Genomic DNA, 23829 nt, shown 5'->3' on the forward strand with positions numbered 1-23829 from the left:
GCCATTGGCGGTCCCGCCCGCAAGCCACTTTAAATAACGCGGAGTGGCAGCCTTAGATGCCTGGAAACACCCCCGAACACCCCTCTATAGGAACGAAGCGTGCCCGCGATAAAGCCGGCACATTCAACATCGATATGGCCTGCCAGACCGCCATCGCGAGCAAGCTTCGCTCCTACGATGGGCTTGGTTTCGCAGGCAATGTCAGGCGCATGGCGCAGCGCCGGGCCGCTGGCAGGCCGTGGCGAACTTCCTCGGCCAGCACCTGTTGCAGGCGCGGCCCCAGTTGGTCGGCGTCCAGGGTGACGAAACCACAGCGCTGGTAGAAGGGTTCATTCCACGGCAATTGGCGAAAGGTGCTCAGGGTCAGGGCGGCGAAACCCTGCTGGCGCGCCTGTTCGCGCACTGTCTCCAGCAGGTGGCGGCCAATGCCGCGTCCCTGGGCGCTGCTGGCGACCGAGATTTCCCAGATATGCAGCGCATCGGCGCAGGCTTCGGCGTCGAGGAAGGCGCACACCTCTCGATCGAGCACGGCGACCCACACCCGCTGCTGGCGGATATGCGCGCGGTGCTGCGCGGCGTCGGGCACCTCGGCGTCGGCCAGCCAGGCCAGTTCGGGGTCGCGGCGAAACAGTGCGGCGGCGCTGCGTTCGATGGCGGGGAGCAGAAGGGCATCGGCCTCGGTGGCCAGGCGGATTTGCAGGGTCATGGGGCGCGAGTGTAAGGAGCCAGGGCGCGGTGGGGCAACCTTCAGGGTTGGGGGGTGGCAGGCAGGTGCAGCATGACGTAGTCATTCTTGTCGAAGCGCCCGCTGAGCACCGGGGCCAGCCGCGCCAGGGGCGTGGCCTTGAGCGTCGCCAGGTCACTTTGATCCATGATCACCCAGGCTGGGCCGGGGATGGCGGCAAGGGCCTCGGGGCGTTCGGTGAACAGTGGCTGCAGGTCCTGGTCGAGGTGGACCATGAACTTGATCGCCTTGGCGTCCTTGCCCATATGGTGCAGCACCACCGGGGCCGGGTCCTGCTCGATCAGCTTCCAGGCGGCCAGGGTGAAGGTGCGGGTGTCGTAGAGCTGGCGGGCCAGCGGCTCGAACCCAAGGATATAGGCACTCCAGACGGCCAGCACGGCGCCCAGGGCCAGGCCGCCAATCCGCCAGCGCGGCATGCGCAACAGGCCCAGCGCCGCCAGTTGAAAAACGCCGAGCAACACCAGCAGAGGGGTCAAGCCGGCCAAGGGTTCGGCAAAGCGCCGCTGCGCCACCAGCAACGCCGCTATCAGCAATCCGGGTGTCAACAGCCACAGGCCCTGGATACCCTGGCGCAGCCAGGCCAGGCCGCGACCCTGGATATCGTGGAAGGGATAAGCCGCGACGATCGCCAGCATGGGCAACATCGGTAGCAGGTAGCGGGCTTTTTTCGCCTGGGGAATCGACAGGCCGATCAACACCAGCAGGGCCGCGGCGCTGCACAGCACCAGCAGCCTGCGCGCGCGGTCCTGCTGTTCGCGGGGGCCGAGCCACACTGCCAGCCAGGTCAGGATCGCCAGCGGGTAGGCCAGGGCATAGTTGCCCAGGGAGCTGCTGAAGTAATAGAACGGGCCGCTGCTGCCTTCGCTGCCATCCATGCGCCCGGTGAACTGCATGCGGATCACCTCCTGCACAAAGGCCGGGCCGCCGCTCAGTCGGGCCAGCCCCAGCAACAGCGCCACGCACGCCAGCAGCAGGAGCAGGGCGCAGCCACCGAAGATGAACATCCGCCGCCACTGGCCTTCGAGCAGGTAATAGCTGCACAGCATGCCGCAGGGAATCACCAGGCCGATCGGCCCGCGAATGGCGAACCCCGCGACCAGCAACGCGAGGATCAGCCACAGGCGGCGCGGCGCGGCGAAATGATCGTGGGCATAGCCCAGGTAGAACACCGCCAGGGCGATGGCCGCGAGCATCAGGTCGAGGGAGACGGCGCGGGTTTCGCTGATGAAGGTGCTGCTGAGCAACAGCAGGGCGATGCTGGTCAAGGCCCAGGTTTTTGAACTGGGCGCCAGCAGGCGGTACATGAGGTTGACGATCAGCGCCCCGGCGATGGCCGTGGGCAGCCAGGCCGCGAGGGTCGTGACCCGGCCCGAGGCCAGGGCGAACAGGTCGATCAGCAGGGTCGAGGCGCTGGAGTAGTCAGCGTAGGGTTGGCCGTAGGTGGTGGGAAAGAAGCCCGGTCCATGGCGCAGCATTTCCTTGGCGAACAGCACGAAGCGCGAATCGAAGCCGATCACCGTCACTTGCCCGGCGCCGGCGCAGAACAGCAGCAGGGCCAGCAGCCCCAGCCCCCAGGCTTGCCAATGCAGGGTGCTGGAAGGCGTGCTGCCGGCCCTGGGCATTCAGGCCTTGGCCCTGGCGTCGGCCCATTGCCGGTGAGGAATCGGCAGCTGGCGCGACTCGCCGCGACCGATCGGGAAGTAGGTGAAGCCGCCACGGGCCAGGCGCTCGGCGTCGTACAGGTTGCGCCCGTCGAAGATCACCGGGGCCTTGAGGCGCTGTTGCAGCAGCTGGAAGTCCGGCGCCTTGAACTGCTGCCACTCGGTGCAGATGATCAGCGCGTCGGCGTCGTTGAGCACCGATTCCGGGGTGCCCATCAGCATCAGCTTCGGCTCGTCGGGGTACAGGCGCTGGGTTTCCTGCATGGCTTCCGGGTCGAAGGCGCGCACATTGGCGCCGGCGGCCCACAGCGACTCCAGCAGCACCCGGCTGGGGGCATCGCGCATGTCGTCGGTGTTGGGTTTGAAGGCCAGGCCCCAGAGGGCGAAGGTCTTGCCTTTCAGGTCGCCCTGGTAGAAGGCGTTGATGCGCTCGAACAGCTTGTGTTTCTGCCGTTCGTTGATGGCTTCCACCGCTTGCAAAAGGTCGCTGGAGCAATGGGCCTGCTCGGCGCTGTGGATCAGCGCGCGCATGTCCTTGGGGAAGCACGAGCCGCCATAACCGCAGCCCGGATAGATGAAGTGGTAGCCGATGCGCGAGTCGGCGCCGATCCCCAGGCGCACCGATTCGATATCGGCCCCCAGGTGTTCGGCCAGCTCGGCGATCTGGTTGATGAAGCTGATCTTGGTCGCCAGCATGCAGTTGGCGGCGTACTTGGTCAGCTCGGCGCTGCGCAGGTCCATGAACATGATGCGGTCATGGTTGCGGTTGAACGGTGAGTACAGGTCGCGCATCACGTCGCGGACTTCTTCGCGCTCGCAACCGACGATGATCCGGTCCGGACGGCGGCAGTCGGAAACCGCCGAGCCTTCCTTGAGGAATTCCGGGTTGGAGACGATATCGAACTGCAGGGCGCGCCCGTCCAGGGCTTTTTCGATATGGGCTTTCAAGGTGTCGCCGGTACCCACCGGCACCGTGGATTTCTCCACCAGGATCACCGGCTGCTCACGGTGCCGGGCCACGGCGTCGCCCACCGACAGCACGTAGCGCAGGTCGGCCGAGCCGTCCTCGCTGGACGGCGTGCCGACCGCGATAAACAGCACCTGGCCATGTTGCACCGCGAGCTTTTCGTCGCTGGTGAAGCTCAGGCGTTTGCTTTCCAGGTTGTCGCGCACCAGGCTCGACAGGCCGGGCTCGAAGATACTGACGTGCCCCTGTTGCAGCTGCTGGACCTTGTGCTCGTCAATGTCCATGCAGATGACATCGTGGCCGACTTCGGCCAGCACGGCGGCCTGTACGAGGCCGACGTAACCACTTCCAAATACGCTGATTTTCATGGGGTATTCCTGGGACTTGTCGCGGGAGCAGGTCGTGAGTTGATGGTAATGACGCCGAGGATGACCAGGGCCACCCCCAGGGTTTTCGAGAGACTGAACGGCTCGTTGAACAGCGGCAGCGCGGCGGCCAGCAAGTAGACCAGGGCGTAGCTGATGCTCAGCAGGGAATAGGCCCGGCCCAGCGGCAGGTCGCGCAGCGCCGCCAGCCAGCAGAGCATCGACAGGACATAGGCGAGGATTGCCGCCAGCACCACGCCCAGCGCCAGCAGGTCGACCTGGCCACTGGATAGCGCCGCCAGCCAGTCCGCCGGCGCCGGCAGGCGGGTCATGCTCCAGCGCATGCCCAACTGCGCGGCGCTGACCAGCAGCACGCTGCCCATGGCGAAGGTGAAGCCCAGAGCCCGGCTCATGCGTGGCGACTCAACAGCAGTACGCCAGCGAGCACCAGCGCCACGCCCAGCCAGTGGCGGCGGTCGATGGCTTCATGGAAGACGAAGCGGGCGATCAGGGTGATCAGCACGAAGTTCAGGCTGAGCATCGGGTAGGCAATGCCGACCTCGACCCGTTGCAGCACCAGCAGCCACACCAGCAAGCCCAGGCCGAGGCTGACCAGGGCCAGCCACAGCCAGGGCGAGCGCAGTTTGTCGAGCGCGCCCGAAGGCTGGCCGCGCCAGCTTTCCACGGCGAACTTCTGGGCGATCTGGCCCAGGCAGGTCAGCAGGCAGGCGACGAGCAGCAGCAACAGGCTCATGGTTGGCTCTGAGGGAAGATCAGGATCACGAGATTGCCCTGGTCATAACGTTTGAAATCCTGCGGCAACAGATCGATTTCGTAGTGTTCGTCGCCATTGATACGCATCACCACGGCCACCTGGCCCAGCTTGCGGGCCGCAGGCATCCATTCGCCGACCTTGCGCAGGTCGATGTAACGATGCTGGGTGTCAGGATAGGCCAGGCCATATTTCACTTCGCCTGTCGTGTTGTACAAGGCGATATCCGGGCGCTTGAGGCGCCAGGCCAGGGCCGAGGCGGCGCCCAGGTCGTTGCTCACCAGGGTGTGGCTCCGGGCGAGTTCCTCGGCGTGATCGATGATGAATTGATCCGGCATCTTGTTGTAAACCACCGAGTTCGGCAGGCCGGCGGGCAGCAGGGCGATGAACAGCCAGCTGCCAAGGGCCGGCGCGGCCCACAGGTGCAGCGGGCGGAAGGCCGGCAGCAGGTTGCTCATGTTCCAGCCAAGCAGGGCCAGGAACACCAACACCAGATGCCCGGGCTCGTTGCTGTACAGCGGCTTCTTCAGCTGGAAATACACCAGCGCCAACAGCAGCAACAGGCCCAGCACCAGGTTGAGCACCGCGTTGAGGCGGATGATCCGGGTCTGCCCGGCGTGCAGCCGGTCGCTCAGGCTATTGCCCATCAGCAGCGCCAGCGGCAGCAGGCACGGCAGGATATAGGCAGGCAGCTTGCCCTTGCTCAGGCTGAAGAACGCCAGCGGCAGGATCAGCCACAGCAGCAGGAAACCAATGCTCGCCTGGCGCCGGGTCTGCCAGGCCTGCTTCAAGGCGCCCGGCAGCACCAGGACCCAGGGCATGCTGAACGCCACCAGCAGCGGCAGGTAGTACCACCATGGCGAAGCGTGTTGGGCGTCTTCCCCGGCAAAACGACGGATGTGTTCATGCCAGAAAAAGAAGCGCCAGTAGTCCGCTTCCTGGGCATGCACCGCCAGGGCCCACGGCAGGCTGACGACAATCGCCACCAGCACCGCTACGCCGCCGTAGATGAACAGCTCGCGCAAGCGTTTCTGCCAGAGCATGTAGGGCAGGGCGATCAGCACCGGCAGCAGCCAGGCGAGGAAACCCTTGGTCATGAAGCCCATGCCACAGGCGAAGCCCAGGCCGGCCCAGGCCAGCAGGCGGCCGCGCAGCGTCTGGTTGTCCAGGGCGAACCACAGGGCCACCAGGCTCAGGTTGACCCAGAAGGTGAACTGCGGGTCGAGGTTGGCATAACCACCGGCGCCGACCACCACGCAGAAGCTCATGTACAGCAGGGCGCAGACCAGGCTCTTGCGCGGGTCGTTCCACAGCCGCCTGGCCAGCAGGTAGGTGAGCAGCACGCTGAGGCCCATGCTCAGGGCCGAAGCCACGCGCACGCCGAACAGGTTCTGGCCGAACACCGCCTGGCCGAGGGCGATCATCCAGTAGCCGGCGGCCGGCTTCTCGAAATAACGGATGCCCATGAAATGCGGCGATGCCCAGTGGCCGGTCAGGAGCATTTCCTGGCTGATCTGCGCATAGCGGGTTTCATCGGGAATCCACAAACCGTGGGTGGCCATTGGCAGCAGGTAGAACAGGCCGAAGGCAAGCAGTAGAAGAGGCAGGGCCCAGCGTCTGGTCATGCGCCTTGTACCCCCAGCCAGCCTTCGCGGCCTTCGAGGGCGCCACGAATGACCTGCCCCTGGGGCAGGCTCTGCAAGGACGTGGGCAATAGGTTGCCCAGGGGAGTGAAATGAATGTCGCGCTGGCGGGCTTGCGCCAGTAGCTGACGAAAATCGTTGGCCATCAGAATCCCTTCGACTTCGGCGTGAATGGTGTAGACGTTGAGCCTCTCAGGGCTGAACCGGTCCAGGATGAATGTGTTGAAGTCGTGGGCCACGACGGTCGGCCCGACCACTTCGTCGAAGGTCGGCAGGTCGACCGGAATCTGCGGGGCGCCCAGGCCGCCATCCGCCAGCCGTGGCTGGAAGATCGAGGTGCCGCGGCAGTCGCTGTTGTAGCGAAAGCCGAAGCCCTGCTTGGCTGCGATCACCGCCTCGTCGGCGCGCCAGCCGGCGGCCGCCGAACAGTCGATGCGCTGGCCGAGAATGTCATTGAGGGTGTCGACGCCCTGGCGGATCTGCTCGATCAGCTGCGCCTGGTTCCAGCGCCCGGCATTGGCCTGCCAGCCGTGGTGATCCCAGGCGTGCAGGCCGACTTCATGACCGGCGTCCCGGGCCTGACGCATCAGGTGTCCGAGGTCGCGGCCAATCGGTTTGCCCGGCCAGGCGGTGCCCGCCAGCAGGATGTCCCAGCCATACAGGCCGGCGGCGTTGGAGCGCAGCATCTTCCACAGAAATTGCGGACGGATCAGGCGCCACAGGTGGCGCCCCATGTTGTCCGGGCCGACGCTGAAGAAGAAGGTGGCCTTGATCCCGGCCTCGTCGAGCAGTTCCAGCAACCGCGGCACCCCCTCACGGGTGCCGCGATAGGTGTCGACATCGATTCGCAGACCTGCCTGCATCAGCATGCTTCTTCTTTAGAGGACTCCGCGATTTCGAGCATGGCTTCGCGCAGGAAGAAGTCCAGCGTGTTGCCGATGGTTTGCTTCATCTCGACGGTCGGTTCCCAGTTCAACAGGCGCTTGGCGTTGGCGATGCTTGGTTTGCGGTGTTCCACGTCCTGGTAGCCGGCGCCGTAGAACGACTTGCTCTCGACGTCGCGGAAACCGGCGAACGGCGGGAAGTTGCCACGCAGCGGGTGGGCTTCGAACTGACGCAGCAGCTCCTCGCCCAACTGGCGGATGCTGGCTTCGTTGTCCGGGTTGCCGATGTTGATGATCTGGCCGTTGCACACATCGTTTTCGTTGTCGACGATGCGCGCCAGGGCCTCGATGCCGTCGGCAATGTCGGTGAAGCAGCGTTTCTGCTCGCCGCCATCGAACAGGCGGATCGGCGTGCCTTCCACCAGGTTGAGGATCAGTTGGGTGATGGCCCGGGAGCTGCCGATGCGCGCCGAGTCCAGGCGGTCCAGGCGCGGGCCCATCCAGTTGAACGGACGGAACAGGGTGAAGTTCAGGCCCTTGCTGCCGTAGGCCCAGATCACCCGGTCCAGCAACTGCTTGGACACCGAGTAGATCCAGCGCTGCTTGTTGATCGGGCCGACGATCAGGTTGGAAGTGTCTTCGTCGAAGTTCTGGTCCTGGCACATGCCGTAGACCTCGGAGGTCGACGGGAAGATCACGCGCTTGTTGTACTTGACGCAGTAGCGGACCAGCTTGAGGTTCTCTTCGAAGTCCAGTTCGAACACGCGCAGCGGGTTGCGGGTGTATTCGATCGGGGTGGCGATGGCCACCAGCGGCAGGACCACGTCGCACTTCTTGATGTGGTATTCGATCCACTCGGAGTGAATGCTGATATCGCCTTCGACGAAGTGGAAATGCGGATGGTCGCGCAGGCGCTCGATGGCGTCGGAGCCGATATCCAGGCCGTAGACTTCGTACTTGTCGTCACGCAGCAGGCGCTCGGACAAGTGGTTGCCGATAAAACCGTTGACGCCGAGGATCAGCACCCGGGTGCGCCGCGGGGCACGGCCGGATTCGGCGCCGCGCAGCAGCGAGCCGTCCACCAGGCCCAGCTCGTTGGCCAGTTGCGGGCCGCTCAGATACAGGCCGTTGTCGTTGCGCTGGCCGGCGTTGATCAGCAGCGAGTCCTGGCCGCAGGCGATGCGCAGTGGATTGGTGCTGATCACCCGGCCCGGGGCCTGGCCTTCATTGCCCTTGACCACCTCGGCGCTCCAGACGATCAGCTTGTGCTCGCCCACGGCGCAGAACGCGCCCGGGTAAGGCTTGGTCACGGCGCGCACCAGGTTGAACAGTTGCTCGGCCGGTTTGCTCCACAGCAGCTTGCCGTCGGCCGCGGTGCGGCGACCGAAGTAGCTGGCCCTGGATTCGTCCTGGGCGGTCTCGCTGACCTTGCCTTGCGCCAGGGCTGGCAGGGTGTCGCGCAGCAGGCTGGCGGCGGCGTCGCGCAGCTTGCCGTGCAGGCTCAGCGCGGTATCGCTGCGCTCGATGGCCACCCGCTGCTGGGCAATGATCGCCCCGGCGTCGGCGCGCTTGACCATGCGGTGCAGGGTCACGCCGGTTTCGCTTTCGCCGTTGACCAGCACCCAGTTGGCCGGCGCGCGGCCACGGTAGCTCGGCAGCAGCGAACCGTGCAGGTTGAACGCGCCCTTGCTGGCGGTGGCCAGCAGCGCTTCGCTGAGCAGGTTGCGATAGTAGAAGGAGAAGATGTAGTCAGGCTTCAGCTTGGCGATGCGCTCGATCCACAGCGGGTGGTTGGCGTCTTCCGGGGCATGCACCGGGATGCCCTTGAGCGAGCACAACTGGGCCACGGAACCGTAGAAGGTGTTTTCCTGCGGATCGTCGGCATGGGTGAAGACCGCGCCGATTTCATAGCCTGCATTGAGCAGGGCTTCGATGCCTGCGCAGCCGATATCGTGATAGGCGAAGACAACAGCTTTATGACTCATGGCGAAACCTGATCGGAGAGAGTGGAAGTTAGACCGTCGACCGTGACAGCGGGAGCAGGGGCGGCAGGCTGGCTGCGCAGAACTTTTTCAATGAAGAAGCGCGGGCGGGCGCGCACATCGCTGTACATGCGGCCCAGGTATTCGCCCAGCAGGCCCATGCCGATGAACTGGCCACCGGTGAACACGAACAGGATGGCGAACAGCACGAACATACCGTCGCCGGCCCATTCGGCGCCGAACACCAGGCGCAGGAAAATCAGCAGCAGGGCGAACAGCACGCCGAGGCCGGCCATGCTGAAACCGATGATGCTCAGCAGGCGCAGCGGCGTGGTGGTCATGCAGGTGATCAGGTCGAACATCAGGTTGATCAGGCGCATCGGGCTGTACTTGGAATCGCCGTGTTCACGCTCGGCGTGGTTCACCAGCACCTCGGTGGTGTGGCGGGCGAAGCTGTTGGCCAGGATCGGGATGAAGGTGCTGCGTTCGCGGCAGGCGAGCATGGCGTCGACCACGCTGCGGCGGTAGGCGCGCAGCATGCAGCCGTAGTCGTTCATGGCCACGCCGGTGGAGCGTTGCACGGCCAGGTTGATCAGCTTCGACGGCCAGCGGCGCCAGGCGGAATCCTGGCGGTTGTTGCGCACCGTGCCGACCACGTCGTAGCCCAGCTCGGCCTGGGCCACCAGGCGCGGGATTTCTTCCGGCGGGTTCTGCAGGTCGGCGTCCAGGGTGATGACCACGTCGCCGCGGCACTGCTCGAAGCCGGCCATGATCGCCGCATGCTGGCCGTAGTTGCGGTTGAGGATCACCGCCACCACCGGGCTACCTTCGCGGCTGGCGGCGTCCTCGAGGATCTGCGCCGATTCGTCGCGGCTGCCGTCATCGACCAGGACGATCTCGAAATCGTGCTTGAGCTTGCGGCATGCCGCTTCAGTGCGGCGCAGCAGTTCGGGCAGGCTCTGTTCTTCGTTGTAGACCGGAATGACGATCGACACGAACTGGATTGGATAAGGTTTCAAAGGTTTCGGTCCAGACAGGTTTTGATGGCGCCGACGACCCGCTCGACATCGTCGAGGGTCATGTCGGGGAACAGCGGAATCGAGCACAGGCGTGCCGAGTTCCATTCGGTGTTGGGTAAGTGCACATCCGGGAAGCGCTGGCGGTAATAGCTGTGCAGGTGAGTGGCGACGAAGTGGATGCCGCTGCCGATGTTCTGCTCCTGCAAGGCCTTCATGAAGCCGTCGCGATCGATGCCGCAACGCTCGGCGTCGATGCGCAGGATGAACAGGTGCCAGGCATGTTGCTGCGGATACGTCGGCAGGTGCAGCGGTTGCACCGGCAGGTCGCGCAGTTGCTCAAGGTAGGCGTTGGCCAGGACTTCGCGCCGGCGATTGATCGCGTCCAGGCGCTGCAACTGCACCAGGGCGATGGCGGCATTGATATCCGCCAGGTTGTATTTGAAGCCGGGTTCGATCACCTCGGCCTGGGGCTTGCGCCCGTGGGTCAGGCGGTCATAGGCGTCGACACCCAGGCCATGGAACTTGAGCATGCGCACCCGGTTGGCCAGGGCCTCGTCATCGCTGACGAACATCGCGCCTTCGGCGCAGGTCATGTTCTTGATCGCATGGAAGGAAAAGATCGCCGTGCCCCGGGCGCCGACGGGCCGGCCGCGATAGGTGGTGCCGGCGGCGTGGGCGGCGTCCTCGATCACCGCGATCCCGTGTTTGTCGGCCAGGGCGTACAGCGGGTCGAGGTCGAAGGCGGCACCGGCGTAATGCACCGGGATGATCGCCTTGGTCCGTGGGGTGATCGCGGCTTCAACCGTGGCGGCGTCGGTCATCAGGGTGTGCGGATCGACGTCGACGAAGACCGGCGTCGCCCCCAGCAGGCAGATCATGTTGGCGGTGGAAACCCAGGTCTGCGAGGGGGTGATCACCTCGTCGCCGGGGCCGATGCCCAGCGCCAGCAGGGTGATGTGCATGCCGCCGGTGGCCGACGACATCGCCACCGCGTGCTTGCAGCCGACCCGCGCGGCGAATTGCTGCTCGAGCTCCTGGTTTTTCGGTCCGGTGGTGATCCAGCCGGAACGTAGAACCTGCTCGACCGCGGCGACCTCTTCATCGCCAATACTCGGGCGCGAGAAAGGAAGGAAAACCTGGCTCATTGAGACCTCGGGGAAAAAGGATTTCAGCAATCGAAAGAAGAAAAAGCGCCTGTGCTACAGCGGGGGGCATTCAAAAAAGGCGTTTTTGGTTCGGTCATTGAAGCGCGTCCATAAGTGAGGTCGGTGTGGTCATCCATGCCTGATTGCAGTAAAGACCATGCAAGGTAAAAGTAAAGCTATATCAATGTGTTAGCTTTTGTTTCGATTAGATGACCGGGCTGACTCCCAGCGCCCCTGAATGGATTCAGGTTAAGCGGAAAAATGTGAAACGAACATGAAAAAAAGGCCAACGGCGCGTTTATCTTTCACCTAGACAGCCGGTGTTCAGACTTCGCCACGCGTTGACCGGGAAAACCCCGGTTACAGCAATCCCAACGGTGTTTTTTTGCGCTGATGACACGGGTGAAAGTCGCTTGGCCGAGAGACGTTTTTTGCCTTTGCAGGCGCCACTGTTTTCAAACACCACCTGAACTAAGGAGCATCCGTTTGCCCACCAGCGATCCGTGGACGCTCTATCTGGCTGCCTTGACACCTTCGGGGCGCTCGACCATGGCGACCGATACGACCTGTGATAAAGCCATAGCGTTCCCGTCATATACTCCGTCGGGCTTGTAGCGGCGCCCGATCGTTTGCCTGAAGTCAAAAAACAGGGGGAAAAACCGACGCTATCGCTGTCCGAATCGGCAGAAGCAGGGCACGGACAACGACACTGCTCTACCATTCACCCCCTGACCACCAACCACTCGATATCGAATAAAAGCCAACAAGAGGCTCGTTGTGTGATTGACAGAACATCAGCCAAAGGCATCTCTCTTTTCAGCTTATTGTTACTGCCGCTATTCCTGGGAACGGTTCCTGTGCTTGAGGCACACGAATCTCTCGAGTTCCTTATTCCGGACGCGCCGCCCCTGACCATGGCCAATCAGGGCGATCGTCACGGCATAGTCGGCGACATTGTCTTGCAGGCGCTGAAAAACAGTGGCTATGCCAGTGAACCCAGAACCCTGCCGTGGGCGCGGGCGCAGAAATACGCCATCGAAAAGGACAACGTCCTGATCGCTCCACTCAGCCGCACACCCGAGCGGGAACATCGCTACACCTGGATCGCCCCGATCATGCAGATGGACCGGGCATTTTTCAGCCTCGAACATAAAGTGGCGAACTTCGAAGAAGCCCGGCGACGTTTCAAGGCCATCGCCGTGGGGCTGGGCAGCGCCCAGGAAGAAATCCTGCGTAGCAAAGGCTTCGCCCCGGAACAGATCTATGCCATCAAGATCGGCGAGAACCCCGCGCAATTGCTGTTGAAGGGCAGGGTGGACGCCTGGTTCAACGGGGTCCAGGAAAGCCGCTATATCTGGAGGCGCGTCTCCAGCCGGCCGCTGTTGATGAGCCCGCCCATGGTCGGCCATGAGCTTTACCTCGCCTGTTCCAAAGTGTGCGACGCCGAGGTCGTGACCCATGTCGCGAAAGCCATAGAAACGATGCGTCGTGACGGTTATATCGAGAAAGTCAAAGGCCGTTATCTAAATAACGATCCGATGGAAAAGTCGACAAGGTCAGGCAGCTTGTAATTGAGTGGCCCACCAATTCTGGCAATAACGAAGTTTGCCTGGCAGCCAGGGTAGATTTATTCGGACAGCACATCCTCATTGACTCGAATGATCTCATTGAGGTTTTTCAGGGTGTTGTTGAAGTGGTCCTTGGCATGGTTGAGCTTCTTGAATTGCTGCGCCAGTTCCCTGGTCTTTTGCTGCAGTGCTTCTTCACGTTTATCCAGTTCGCACTGACGCTCTTCTTGTTGCGCGCGTAGTGCGCTGTCGGCTTGCCGATCCTGATCAAGTTGCCGTTGCCATTGTTGTAACTGTTCTTCCTTCTGTTCGAACAGGCGCTCTTTCTCCTGCAGTTGGGACTCCCTGGAGTTCAAGGTCTGTTGTTGTGTCTGGCTGTGCTGTTTCTGCTGCTTGAGGCGGTCGGCGATGCTGGAGAATTCCATCAGGCTGGCCTCGACATCCTGCAGGAACTGCTCGGGGTCGGTGCCCGGGAAAGGCCAGTCGTCATCCTGGAGGCCGCCCGGGTTCTGCTGCTCGGCCGGCATCGGCAGGGGGCCGGCGTCGGAGTAGCGGGTTTCGGCCGCAGGCGCCTCTGGCCGGGGGCTTTCCGCGTCGCAGCCATCGGCCGTCTCGGTGAATTCGTGGTGTTTCTGTTCTTCAGCGCTGTGGTCCAGCTGTTCGTCGAGCTGTGCCAGGGCGGCGTCGAGTTGCTGGTCGTCGATGACGGTGGGTGAATGTTCGACCGCCGGGCCAAATTGAGCCGAAGCCTGGAAGCTCAGCAGCCTGGCGACCCATTCCTTCTTGGTGCTCAAGAGTCGATGGTGCGCCGCGGCGGCGGCAGGCAACTGTTGTTTGTTCAGGTCCAGCAGATGGTAGGGCACATCGCTTTCACGGCGTTCGCCAGTGGCGGCTTCGCGCAGGATCTGGCCGAACACGCGCATCGCCAGTTGCCCGTCTTCTTCCGAGTCCAGGGCGCCCAGGCAGTAATTGCCCCCTTCGTTGAATAACAAGGCGATATAGACGCGCAGATTATCCTCATCAATGCTTTCGTTCAGGCTATAGGCGAGAAAGTTTCGACCTGCTTCTGGAACAGAAAAACTGCAGAGCAAAGCCGCTGTCAGCATTTGCTGCTCTTTGTTTTCGATGAAGATAGTGCGTAAGAGCATATGTCACCCAGTAAACTCAAGTAAAAAATATGAGCGGTAGGATACTAGGAAATAATGTCGGTTGGCGTTAAGAGCAATACTTCGAATGCGTAAGATAAATCTTATATTTCTATTGAATGGTCTTATTCATATGGCTTTATCCCCTCATTAAAAATATCAACGTGTATTGTATTGCGCCCATTCCGGCACAACACAGCTATTGATCCTGTTGCAACTACTCAATCTCAACCCCCGCTGAATATGAATGGCCTTTAGCTGTTCACCTCAGACTTCTCTTGCTGAACCTGGAAGCCATGATTGAAATATCCAAACTAACCAAGTCTTTTTCCGGACAGGTCGCGGTCGACGACCTGTCCTGTCATATCGGCCCGGGAGAAGTTCTGGGGATTCTTGGGCCAAACGGTGCAGGTAAATCCACCACGATGAAAATGCTCACCGGCTTTCTGGCGCCGACCTCCGGCACCGCGAGCATCATGGGCTTCGACATCCGCACCCAGACCCGTCACGCCCAGCAGCAGATGGGTTACCTGCCGGAAGGCGCGCCCAGCTACAGCGACATGGCGGTCCAGGGGTTTCTCGAGTTCATTGCCAGTGTTCGCGGCTATCGCGGCGCGCAGAAGCGCGAACGGGTGGACCGGGTGATCGACCTGCTGGAACTGGGCGACGTCCGCCGCCAGACCATCGAGACCCTGTCCAAGGGCTTCACCCGCCGGGTCGGCCTGGGCCAGGCGATCCTCCACGATCCGCGGGTGCTGATTCTCGACGAACCCACCGACGGGCTCGACCCGAACCAGAAGCAACTGGTTCGCCAACTGATCCAGGACCTGGGCCAGGACAAGATCGTGATCATCTCGACCCACATTCTCGAGGAAGTATCGGCCGTCTGTAACCGCGCCCTGATCATCAGCAATGGCCGCTTGCTGGCCGACAGCACGCCGTACGAGCTGGAACGCAGTTCGCGCTATCGCCAGGCGGTGACCTTGCAGGCCGACGAGCCGCTGGACCTGCTGGCCCTGGTGGTATTGCCGGGCGTGGCGGGCGTCGAGGAGAACGCGGCCGAGGGCAGCCTGACGCTGCTGGCGCGGCCTGGCGAAGTGATTTTCCCGCAGGTCAACGCGCTGGTGACGGCGCGTGGCTGGAAGATGAAGCGCCTGGAACTGGAGCAGGGCCGTCTCGATGAAGTGTTCCAGACCCTGACCCGGGGAGAATCGGCATGAGACAGTTACCAGTGATTTTCAAGCGCGAGCTGGGCAGTTACTTCGCCACGCCGCTGGCCTTCGTGTTCATCGAGATCTTCCTGGTGCTCTCGGGCGTCTTCACCTTCTACCTGGGCAGTTTCTACGAGCGCAACCAGGCGGACCTGGCGCCGTTCTTCGACGTCCATCCCTGGCTTTATCTGTTCCTGCTGCCGGCCCTGGCCATGCGCCTGTGGTCGGAGGAGCGCAAGTCCGGCAGCATCGAATTGCTGATGACCCTGCCGGTGAGCTGTTTCGAAGCGGTGGTCGGCAAGTTCCTCGCCGCCTGGGTCGTCGCTGGTCTCACCCTGCTGCTGACCCTGCCCATGGTGCTGACCGTGAATTACCTGGGCAACCCGGACAACGGCGTGATCCTGACCGGCTATCTGGGCAGTTGGTTGCTCGCCGGCACCTACCTGGCGATCGGCTCCTGCATGTCGGCCATGGCCAAGAGCCAGGTGATCGCCCTGATCCTCGCCTTCACGGTGTGTTTCCTGTTCGTTGCCTGCGGTTTCTCCCTGGTGCTGGATGCCATCAATCCGTGGGCGCCGCAATGGCTGTTGGACTTGCTGGCCTCGCTGAGCCTGCTGACGCATTTCGGCGCGATCAGCAAAGGGCTGATCGACCTGCGCGATCCGCTGTATTTCCTCAGCGTGATCGTCGCCTGGCTGATGGCCACGGTGGTGACGGTCAACCTGAAGAAAGCCGAGTGAGGACGATTCGATGAAACGCATGCTGTATTCCACTTCCGGCCTGTTGCTGATTGCCTTGCTGTTCCTGGCCTTCAACCTGGCGACCGGACTGCTGCTTACCGGTGTCCGGCTCGACCTGACCCAGAACAAGCTCTACTCCATCAGCGCCGGCACCCGGCAGATTCTCGCGGAGCTGAAACAACCGCTCGACCTGTATTTCTACTTTTCCGACAGCGGCTCGAAGGAGCTGGTGCCGATGCGTGGCTATGCCCAGCGCGTCCAGGAACTGCTCAAGGTTTATGAGCGCGAGGCCGACGGCAAGATCCGCCTGCATGTCATCGACCCGCTGCCGTTTTCCGCGGACGAGGACAAGGCCAGCGAGTTCGGCCTGCAGGCCGTGCCGCTGGGGCAGGGCGGGGCGCCGGTGTATTTCGGCCTGGCCGGCACCGATGAGCAGAACAACGCCCAGACGATCGAGTTCTTTGCGCCGGACCAGGAGGAGTTTCTCGAGTACGACATCAGCCGCTTGCTGCAGGCCCTGGCCAACCCCAAGCGCCCGACCCTGGGCCTGCTGAGCAGCCTGCCGGCCAACGGTGGCTTCGATATCCGCACGCAGAGCAAGACCGAGCCGTGGATGCTGATCCAGGAGCTGCGCCGGGAGTTCGATCTGCAACAGCTCAAGCCCGATACCCAGGACATCCCGAAAGACCTCGACATCCTGATGCTGCTGCACCCGAAAAAACTCTCGCAGCCGACCCTGTACGCCATCGACCAGTTCGTGCTGCGCGGCGGCAAGCTGCTGGCCTTCGTCGATCCCTACAGCGAACAGGACTCCGGCGAGGAGTACTTCGGCATCCAGAGCAAGGACAAGTCGTCCAATCTCGAGCCATTGTTCAAGGCCTGGGGCATTCATATGCAACCGGGCAAGGTCCTGGGGGACAACCTCTATGCCTTGATGGAAACTTCCGAGGAGGACGGGCGTCCGCTGCCGCGGCCGTTCACCCTGGGTGTGCCGCAAGCCGCGTTGAGCCAGCAGGACCCGAGTACCGCCGGGCTGAAGTTCATCGCCCTGAGCACCGTCGGCATCCTCGAACCGGTAGCCGGCGCCAGTACGCGCTTTACCCCGCTGATGTACAGCTCCGACTCGGCCAAGGCCTTCGAGGCGGACCGTTTCGACAAGCCCGCCGACCGCAAACAAATGTTGCGTGACCAGGAGCAGCCCAGCCAGCGCTACATCGTCGCTGCCCGAGTGCAGGGGCCGGTAAAGACCGCCTTTGCCGAGGGCATCGAGGGGCGCAAGGACGGCCTCAAGGAAGCGCAGCAGGTCAACCTGGTGGTGGTGGCCGATACCGACCTGTTGAGCGACCGGATGTGGCTGGAGATGCAGGACATCAACGGGCGCCCGGCAACGCGGCCATGGGCCGATAACGCCTCCTTCGTGCTCAACACCCTGGACAACCTCGCGGGTTCGGATGCCCTGAACAACCTGCGCTCGCGCGGCCCCTACAGCCGTCCGTTCGTGGTGGTGGAGCAATTGCGCCGCCAGGCTGAAGACAGCTTCCGCGCCAAACGCTTCGCCCTTGAGGAAAGTCTCGAGGAAACCGAAGGCAAGCTGCAGCAGCTGCAGGGCTCGTCGGAAAAGGGCGAGAGCCTCAGCACCGAACAGCAGGCGACGGTGCGCCAGTTCCTGCAGGAGAAAACCCGCATTCGCAAGGAACTGCGCGAGGTGCAATACCAGCTGAACGCCGATATCGATGAGCTGGGCAGGACCTTGAAGATGCTCAACATCGCTGCGGTTCCGCTGCTGTTGAGCCTTGGCATGCTGCTGGTCTGGGCCGTACGTTACCTGCGTCGGACCAGGACCCTGTCGCGCAAGCCTGCACCGGCCGGCAAGGTAGCCGGCACGCGGCGGGCGTAAGTGACCAGGGCCCGACCTGCCATTCGTACGGCAGGTCGGGCCAGCCAAGGGCGCCAGGGCGAAGCGCTGCTACGCTGGGAGCAACTCCCTGACCTGCGATCCCGCCATGACTGACCCGCTCCCGCCCAAGCCTGCTTGCAGCACCCAACAATTGCTCAGCGCCCTCAACCTGGAACCGCACACGGAAGGCGGCTACTACCGCCGGACCTTCCAGACGGACCAGCGGCCGATGCTCGCCAGCGCGGGCGGGCAGCGTTACTTGATGAGCTCCATCTATTACCTGCTGACCGGGGATTCGCCCATCGGTCACTTTCATCTGAACCAGTCCGACATCCTGCATTACTTCCATCTCGGGGATGCCCTCGAATACTGCCTGGTGCTCCCGGACGGCCGCCTGCAAACCCGGGTGATGGGCAGCGATGTCCTGGCCGGCCAATGCTTGCAGCTGCACGTTCCCGGCGGCGTATGGAAGGCCTCGCGGCTGCTGCCCGGCGCGGCGGGTTATGGGCTGATCAGTGAGGCGGTATGTCCCGGGTTCGACTACGCGGACATGCAGCTGGGCTGCAAGCATCGGCTCAGCGAACGCTTCCCGCAGCACGCCAGACTGTTCGAGCAACTCTGCCAGGCCTGAAGAGGCCGCCACGGGGATTGCTCATTGCGATCAGTCAAGTGTCACTTGCGATCATTGTTGCGCGCGGCGCCCGGCGCTTATGGTGGCTCGGTCATCGAAGCGAACCACAGCTCCCCAGTCCGACCCTTACCAGTGACAGGAGAACACCATGTCCGATCTGAAACTGCATCCCCAGGCTGCCGCCTCCCTGCAACGCTGGCACGCCATGCTTGCCCAGGGCGACCTGGGCGCCTTGCCTGAACTGCTGGATTCGAAAGTGGTATTCCGCTCGCCCATGGCCCATACGCCTTATCCGGGCGCGCCGGTGGTTTCGACCATCCTCAATACCGTGTTCAAGGTGTTCAGCGACTTCGCCTATCACCGCCAACTGGTCACCGCCGATGGCCTGAGCGTGGTGCTGGAGTTCAGCGCGCGGGTCGGCGAAAGGCAGATCAAGGGCATCGACCTGATCCGCTTCGACGAAGCCGGCAAGATTGTCGAATTCGAGGTGATGGTCCGTCCCATGAGCGGCCTGCAGGCCCTCGGCGAAGAAATGGCGCGCCGCCTGGCGCCCTATCTGGCGGCGAGCAAGGCGTCTGGCTGAGCAGCGAGCGAGAGCAGGGCGGCCATAGGCCAACGATCCGGGCGCCGTGACAGGCGCCCGTTTTTCGTGGGTTTCACAGGCCGTAGCTTTTCGGTTCCAGGCACCAGCAGCCGTTTGCCCTTGGTGTGGCGCTGGGCAGGTGATGTCGGTGGAGCCTTTAGCGCACCAGGATTTGCTGCTCTGCCGGGTCTTTCTGCAACAGGTGCTGCAACTGTTGGCGCGCCTGTTCCTGCCCACCGTAACGGGCTTCGACATAGGCCTCGAGCAAGCGGGTGAAGTCGCTGGCGATCCCCGGCCCCTTGAGGGTCGTGACCCGTTCGCCATCCATGTACACCGGTGCCGAAGGATGCTCGCCGGCCCCTGGCAGGGAAATCCCGATATCCGCCAGCCGGCTTTCGCCCGGGCCGTTGACCACGCAGCCCATCACGGCCACGTGCATTTGCTCGACCCCGGCGAAGCGGGTTTTCCAGACCGGCATCCGCGCTGCGAGGAACTGCTCGATCTGTTGCGCCAGTTCCTGGAAGAAGCTGCTGGTGGTGCGGCCGCAGCCGGGGCAGGCGACCACGGTCGGGGTGAAGGCCCGCAGCCCCATGACCTGGAGGATCTGCTGGGCCACCAGTACTTCGCGGGTACGCTCGCCGTTGGGTTCCGGGGTCAGGGAGATCCGCAGCGTATCGCCGATGCCTTCCTGCAGCAGCACCGCCAGGGCCGCCGTCGAAGCCACGATACCCTTGGAGCCCATGCCAGCCTCGGTCAGCCCCAGGTGCAGCGGAAAGTCGCAACGGGCGGCGAGATTGCGATAGACGGCAATCAGGTCCTGGACATGGCTGACCTTCGCCGACAGCACGATACGCTCCGCCGGCAAGCCCACCTCGATGGCTCGCTGGGCGTTGTCCAGGGCCGAGACCACCAGGGCCTCGCGCATTACCGCATCGGCTTGCAGCGGCTCGGGCAACGCCGCATTGGCGTCCATCATGCGCGCCAGCAGGTCCGGGTCGAGGCTGCCCCAGTTGACGCCAATGCGCACCGGTTTGTCGTAACGACAGGCGACCTCGATCATGCTGCAGAACTGCTCGTCGCGCCGCGCGCCCTTGCCGACGTTACCGGGGTTGATCCGGTACTTGCCCAGGGCCTGGGCGCACTCGGGGTAGGCCGCCAGCAAACGGTGGCCGTTGAAGTGAAAGTCGCCCACCAGGGGCACCTGGATATCGCGGCGGTCCAGCAATTCGCGAATGCGCGCGACCTGGGCCGCCGCCTCATGCCCATTGACCGTGATGCGCACCAGTTCGGCGCCGGCCAGCGCCAGGGCTTCGACCTGCCGGGCCGTTGCCTGGGCATCGGCGGTGTCGGTGTTGGTCATGGCCTGGACCACGATCGGGCCGGCGCTGCCGAGGGTGACCGGGCCGACGGCAACCTGTCGGGTCTGGCGCCGGGCGAGGGGCGTGTTCATCGGTTCGACTCCTGTGGAGGGCGTCTCACTGGCGGGCAATCAGCCCGGCCGGCAGACGAAACTGGACCTGCTCTTCAGGCCCCGGCAGGCTCGTGATATCCAGTGGTGCGATGCGTGCCAGGGCCGCCAGCACATCCTCGATCATGGACTCCGGTGTCGAGGCTCCGGCGGTAATACCGACGGTCGGTCGCCGATCGAACCACTCGCGACGCAGCGCGCGGCCATCGGCAATCAGGTAGCTGGGAATGCCGCTTTCGCCGGCGATGTCGCGCAGGGTCACGGAGTTGGCGCTCTTCTGGCTGCCGACCACCAGCACCAGGTCGACACAGGCACTCAAGGCCCGCACGGCGACCTGGCGGTTTTGTACCGCGTAACAGATGTCCCGGGTGTCGGGGCCGACAATCTGCGGGTAGCGCCGACGGAGCGCTGCCACGACCTGACGGGTGTCGTCGACGCTCAAGGTGGTCTGGGTGATGTAGGCCAGTGGTGTATCGGCCGCAAACTCGAGCGCCTCGACCTGGGCCACTGTCAGCAAGACCGTCACCTGTGCCGGAATCTGCCCCAGGGTGCCGAGCACTTCCGGGTGCCCGGGCTCGCCGATAAGAATCAACCGATAGCCGCGGGCCGCGTACTGACGGCCCTGGTTGTGCACCTTGCTCACCAGCGGACAAGTGGCGTCCAGCACCCGCAAATGGCGTTGGCGGGCCTGGTCTTCGACGACCCTGGCCACGCCATGGGCGCTGAAAATGACCAGCGCATTCGCCGGTACTTCATCCAGTTCCTCGACGAACAGCGCACCCTTGCGCCGCAGGCTATCGACCACATGCTGGTTGTGCACGATCTCGTGGCGCACATACACCGGGGCACCCTGCAGCTCGAGTGCCTGCTCGACAGTCTCTACCGCCCGCACCACGCCTGCGCAGAAACCGCGGGGCTGGGCAAGGATGATTTTCATGGTGTTCCCTCAGTCGGTTGTTGCCGCACAGTGTTGGTCTGGCGTGAAGACTTGCCGGGCGTTCATTCCACCCCATAGCCCTGGAAGCATTGAATGAGGTCACTCGGTCAATTTCGCAGAAATTTTTTGCGCAGTCTGTTCCGCTCCGCGGATATCTAACTGTGGTTCGACTTCATGGGGATAAAACTGGGACGCCCAACGTCGGTACGCCATCAATGCGCCCTCGCCAGCGATCAGTTTCGGATCCACCACATAGCGTCGGTTGTTCCAGATAGGAAAGTCGTCACTGACCACTCGCACGAACCAGAGGTGTGCAAGCTTGATCAGAAGGGCATACGCAGGCTTGCGCAGAATGGCCGGGAACCTGTCCAAGTATGCAACGCGAACGATATCGGACCAGCGGAATGTCCACTCCAAAGGGCGCGTCTGAGTGGCAAACCCTCGGGTCTTTACTTGCACCCCGAAGCGCGGCATTTGGCTTTTTACAAGTACGTATCCAAGGCCATGACTTGTAACGTGCATGTGTAACGGCACCCCGCGCCAGTGAGCACTTAGATTGAGTTCCATCTTGGAGCTGTCTGTCTGGTGGGACATGGCGACGTCCGTGAACCCATGGACCCAGGCAAAGTGCAGCATATCCGCGCTATTTTCGATCATGTCCTGGGCATACCCGGCCAGGTCGTAGCGGCTATAGGCGGGAAGGGAGAACCCGGTGGTGTCGAGCTCCGGTATTTCCCAGTCAGGCGGGTATCCGCCGCTACTGTTCCATACCAGTACTACGCCATTGGATTCACGTGTCTGCTTGTGGGGCAATTTTGCACAAGGCGGCTTTTGCCCGATTCCGGTGCGTATGCAATGGCCTTCGGGGTTGAATGCCAAGCCATGAAACGGGCAGACCAGATTCTCGCCTTCGACTTTGCCACCATGCCCAAGATGCGCTCCGAGATGTGGGCAATATGGATCGACGGTGCGCACCTGCCCCGATCGAGTGCGGTACACCACAAGCTCCTGGCCCATGAACGGCAGCGCAAGAACGGCTCCCTGCTTGAGTTCATGGCTGAAACATATCGCGAACCAACCATTGGCATAGGGCAATGGCTGACGTGTGTCGACGCTGGATTGGCGCTGATTCATGTGCACTCCCAGGCTTTTCAGGCCGCATATCAACGGCTGCCAATCTGCAGAGGGCATGCATCTTCAGTCCTTGACTTGCCGATGCTCCAAGTTCTGCTCAGCCGTTGTTTGATCGATGTGTTCAACCCCGCTGTTGCTTGTAGACATAGGGCACTTGACGGGCGTTGAACTCACGCCCGGCTTGTCTGGCCGCTGCAACCCGATCATTGGGATGGAACTTTTTGACAGGTGCAGGACGAGCAGGGTCGTAGTCCCACCACCATTGAATCGACGGTATGGGAACCGGATCGAGGCTGTGATCATGTGACTGGTCGGTACTGTGGCCACCTTCGTAACAAGGCGTGGGGTCTCCGGGGCCCAGAATGCGATAGCGCTCATCCGTTCGATGCCACTCGAGGACGCCTGTCTGATAATGAATCAGCGCTTCAATATATTGTTCGACCTCGGCAGAGGCGTCCTGAAGCAGTTGTTCGCGCAAGCGGACAAACAAACCGATAATCCGGTCGTGCATCACGTTGAACCATGCCAGTGCTTGCCGCTCGGTGTAGTTGAACTCCCTCCTTACGGCATCGATGAGGTTGTGTCCACGCTCGTCGAGGCTGGCGCGCATACTCTCTTTCGCGTAGGAAAAAAACTCGTTTTCCCATACCACGAGAGTGGCTGCCATTTCCGTCATCGCCACTATCCGGCGGTCAAGAAACTCTTCCTGGCTAATATCGATACCGGCAACAACATGAGTAAGGCTCGGAAAAACCATCCCGCCGCCGCCCGTCAGACGCATGAACGTAGACTCATTCAAGCCGGGCGAAAGGGACGCCGCCTTGATCATTTCGATCATGAAATAGCCTTTTTGGGCTTCAACCACACGATTCACCTGAATGGGAGTGGCGTGTTGCTCGAGGCGGATGCGCAGTTCTTGCATGGACAAGGCATAACGGTCATCCGGGGCGACGGGGAACTCCGGGCATTCCAATGCCCGGTTCATTCTTGCGAATGCGACGATCATGTCCTCCGGCTTCTTTGTAACCGGGCTTTCATCGCACCACTCATCGTCCCAGGCAAAGGCCCACGCCATCCAGTCGGAAGCGATCTGAATCAATTCGTCAGTGCCTTTGGGGTAGGCGAGCGATGCCAATAGCCCCCAACCTGGCCGAATCATTCTCTGTCTCTGTTGATCGTCCCAGTAGAGCTCCCAGTGTTGCAGCCAGTCTGCCGTGCATTGGTCGAACTGGTCGGCCTTTGGGTGTTGAGTGTGTGAAAAAGGGCAATAGATACTAGGTAACGTAATAATTGCCATGACACTCTCCTTAATTATGAATAGTCCTAGGCTGA

At 62.5% G+C, this 23829-nt stretch carries 21 protein-coding genes; 6 read left to right on the forward strand and 15 right to left on the reverse strand.

The genetic code is table 11. The features are described from left to right. Nucleotides 1–172: 172 nt before the first annotated feature. Genes PVZ80_RS32565 through arnB form a run of 10 tightly spaced genes read right to left on the reverse strand, consistent with a single transcriptional unit; the run spans nt 173 to nt 11183 of the window. Nucleotides 173–706 (reverse strand): GNAT family N-acetyltransferase, encoded by a 534-nt coding sequence (locus PVZ80_RS32565; RefSeq protein ID WP_124355018.1) that lies wholly within the window; start codon nt 704–706, stop codon nt 173–175. A gap of 41 nt (nt 707–747) precedes the next feature. Beyond that, on the reverse strand, nt 748–2367 hold the full coding sequence (locus PVZ80_RS32570; protein ID WP_273865069.1) for an ArnT family glycosyltransferase: 1620 nt from the start codon (nt 2365–2367) through the stop codon (nt 748–750). Beyond that, nucleotides 2368–3741 carry a UDP-glucose dehydrogenase family protein gene (locus PVZ80_RS32575; RefSeq protein WP_028683931.1) on the reverse strand — a complete coding sequence of 458 codons (1374 nt, stop codon included), beginning with the start codon at nt 3739–3741 and terminating at the stop codon, nt 2368–2370. After that, nucleotides 3738–4151 carry a 4-amino-4-deoxy-L-arabinose-phosphoundecaprenol flippase subunit ArnF gene (gene arnF / locus PVZ80_RS32580; RefSeq protein ID WP_041983903.1) on the reverse strand — a complete coding sequence of 138 codons (414 nt, stop codon included), beginning with the start codon at nt 4149–4151 and terminating at the stop codon, nt 3738–3740. The genes PVZ80_RS32575 and arnF overlap by 4 nt, the downstream gene beginning before the upstream one ends. Next, nucleotides 4148–4492 carry a 4-amino-4-deoxy-L-arabinose-phosphoundecaprenol flippase subunit ArnE gene (gene arnE / locus PVZ80_RS32585; protein ID WP_028683933.1) on the reverse strand — a complete coding sequence of 115 codons (345 nt, stop codon included), beginning with the start codon at nt 4490–4492 and terminating at the stop codon, nt 4148–4150. Before arnE ends, arnF begins: the two co-directional genes overlap by 4 nt. Then, nucleotides 4489–6135, reverse strand: a complete 1647-nt coding sequence (gene arnT, locus PVZ80_RS32590) for a lipid IV(A) 4-amino-4-deoxy-L-arabinosyltransferase (protein WP_016702925.1) — start codon at nt 6133–6135, stop codon at nt 4489–4491. Before arnT ends, arnE begins: the two co-directional genes overlap by 4 nt. Continuing rightward, nucleotides 6132–7016: a 4-deoxy-4-formamido-L-arabinose-phosphoundecaprenol deformylase gene (arnD, locus tag PVZ80_RS32595; protein WP_029526487.1), complete on the reverse strand. Its 885-nt coding sequence runs from the start codon at nt 7014–7016 to the stop codon at nt 6132–6134. Before arnD ends, arnT begins: the two co-directional genes overlap by 4 nt. Beyond that, nucleotides 7016–9022, reverse strand: a complete 2007-nt coding sequence (gene arnA, locus PVZ80_RS32600; protein WP_038632326.1) for a bifunctional UDP-4-amino-4-deoxy-L-arabinose formyltransferase/UDP-glucuronic acid oxidase ArnA — start codon at nt 9020–9022, stop codon at nt 7016–7018. The genes arnD and arnA overlap by 1 nt, the downstream gene beginning before the upstream one ends. Then, complete coding sequence (arnC, locus tag PVZ80_RS32605) at nt 9019–10038, reverse strand: undecaprenyl-phosphate 4-deoxy-4-formamido-L-arabinose transferase (RefSeq protein WP_038632329.1); 1020 nt, start codon at nt 10036–10038, stop codon at nt 9019–9021. The genes arnA and arnC overlap by 4 nt, the downstream gene beginning before the upstream one ends. Next, nucleotides 10035–11183, reverse strand: a complete 1149-nt coding sequence (gene arnB, locus PVZ80_RS32610) for a UDP-4-amino-4-deoxy-L-arabinose aminotransferase (protein WP_038632331.1) — start codon at nt 11181–11183, stop codon at nt 10035–10037. Before arnB ends, arnC begins: the two co-directional genes overlap by 4 nt. Nucleotides 11184–11962: 779 nt before the next feature. On the opposite strand from arnB, the gene PVZ80_RS32615 reads away from it, so the two are divergent. After that, complete coding sequence (locus tag PVZ80_RS32615) at nt 11963–12754, forward strand: substrate-binding periplasmic protein (protein WP_038632333.1); 792 nt, start codon at nt 11963–11965, stop codon at nt 12752–12754. A gap of 56 nt (nt 12755–12810) precedes the next feature. Here the strand turns inward: PVZ80_RS32615 and PVZ80_RS32620 are convergent, their stop codons facing one another. Then, entirely contained in the window at nt 12811–13857 is a 1047-nt protein-coding gene (locus tag PVZ80_RS32620) for a hypothetical protein (protein ID WP_273865070.1), read from the reverse strand. Between the two features lie 335 nt (nt 13858–14192). On the opposite strand from PVZ80_RS32620, the gene PVZ80_RS32625 reads away from it, so the two are divergent. From PVZ80_RS32625 to PVZ80_RS32645, 5 genes are all read left to right on the forward strand, one after another. Then, nucleotides 14193–15116 carry an ABC transporter ATP-binding protein gene (locus PVZ80_RS32625; protein WP_009048981.1) on the forward strand — a complete coding sequence of 308 codons (924 nt, stop codon included), beginning with the start codon at nt 14193–14195 and terminating at the stop codon, nt 15114–15116. After that, a complete protein-coding gene (locus PVZ80_RS32630) occupies nt 15113–15847 on the forward strand; it encodes an ABC transporter permease subunit (protein ID WP_009048982.1) in 735 nt (244 codons plus the stop codon). The genes PVZ80_RS32625 and PVZ80_RS32630 overlap by 4 nt, the downstream gene beginning before the upstream one ends. A 10-nt stretch (nt 15848–15857) precedes the next feature. After that, the gene (locus PVZ80_RS32635) at nt 15858–17744 is read left to right on the forward strand and encodes a GldG family protein (protein ID WP_038632337.1); all 1887 of its coding nucleotides are present in this window, start codon (nt 15858–15860) and stop codon (nt 17742–17744) included. Between the two features lie 106 nt (nt 17745–17850). Then, nucleotides 17851–18375, forward strand: a complete 525-nt coding sequence (locus PVZ80_RS32640; RefSeq protein ID WP_009048984.1) for a cupin domain-containing protein — start codon at nt 17851–17853, stop codon at nt 18373–18375. 148 nt (nt 18376–18523) lie between these two features. Then, the gene (locus tag PVZ80_RS32645) at nt 18524–18958 is read left to right on the forward strand and encodes a nuclear transport factor 2 family protein (RefSeq protein ID WP_009043842.1); all 435 of its coding nucleotides are present in this window, start codon (nt 18524–18526) and stop codon (nt 18956–18958) included. A 157-nt stretch (nt 18959–19115) separates the two neighbouring features. On the opposite strand, the gene ispG is transcribed toward PVZ80_RS32645, so the two are convergent. The 4 genes from ispG to PVZ80_RS32665 form a co-directional block, all read right to left on the reverse strand. Further along, nucleotides 19116–20408 (reverse strand): flavodoxin-dependent (E)-4-hydroxy-3-methylbut-2-enyl-diphosphate synthase, encoded by a 1293-nt coding sequence (gene ispG / locus PVZ80_RS32650; protein WP_041983889.1) that lies wholly within the window; start codon nt 20406–20408, stop codon nt 19116–19118. A gap of 25 nt (nt 20409–20433) precedes the next feature. Then, entirely contained in the window at nt 20434–21363 is a 930-nt protein-coding gene (ispH, locus tag PVZ80_RS32655) for a 4-hydroxy-3-methylbut-2-enyl diphosphate reductase (RefSeq protein WP_041983887.1), read from the reverse strand. Nucleotides 21364–21462: 99 nt separating this feature from the next. Then, nucleotides 21463–22497, reverse strand: a complete 1035-nt coding sequence (locus PVZ80_RS32660; protein WP_273865071.1) for a Rieske 2Fe-2S domain-containing protein — start codon at nt 22495–22497, stop codon at nt 21463–21465. Between the two features lie 121 nt (nt 22498–22618). Continuing rightward, entirely contained in the window at nt 22619–23794 is a 1176-nt protein-coding gene (locus tag PVZ80_RS32665; protein ID WP_273865072.1) for a terpene synthase family protein, read from the reverse strand. Between the last annotated feature and the right edge of the window lie 35 nt (nt 23795–23829).

Origin of the sequence: Pseudomonas sp. B3G-3 (genome assembly GCF_028640915.1) — a bacterium.
GTDB lineage: Bacteria > Pseudomonadota > Gammaproteobacteria > Pseudomonadales > Pseudomonadaceae > Aquipseudomonas > Aquipseudomonas chlororaphis_I.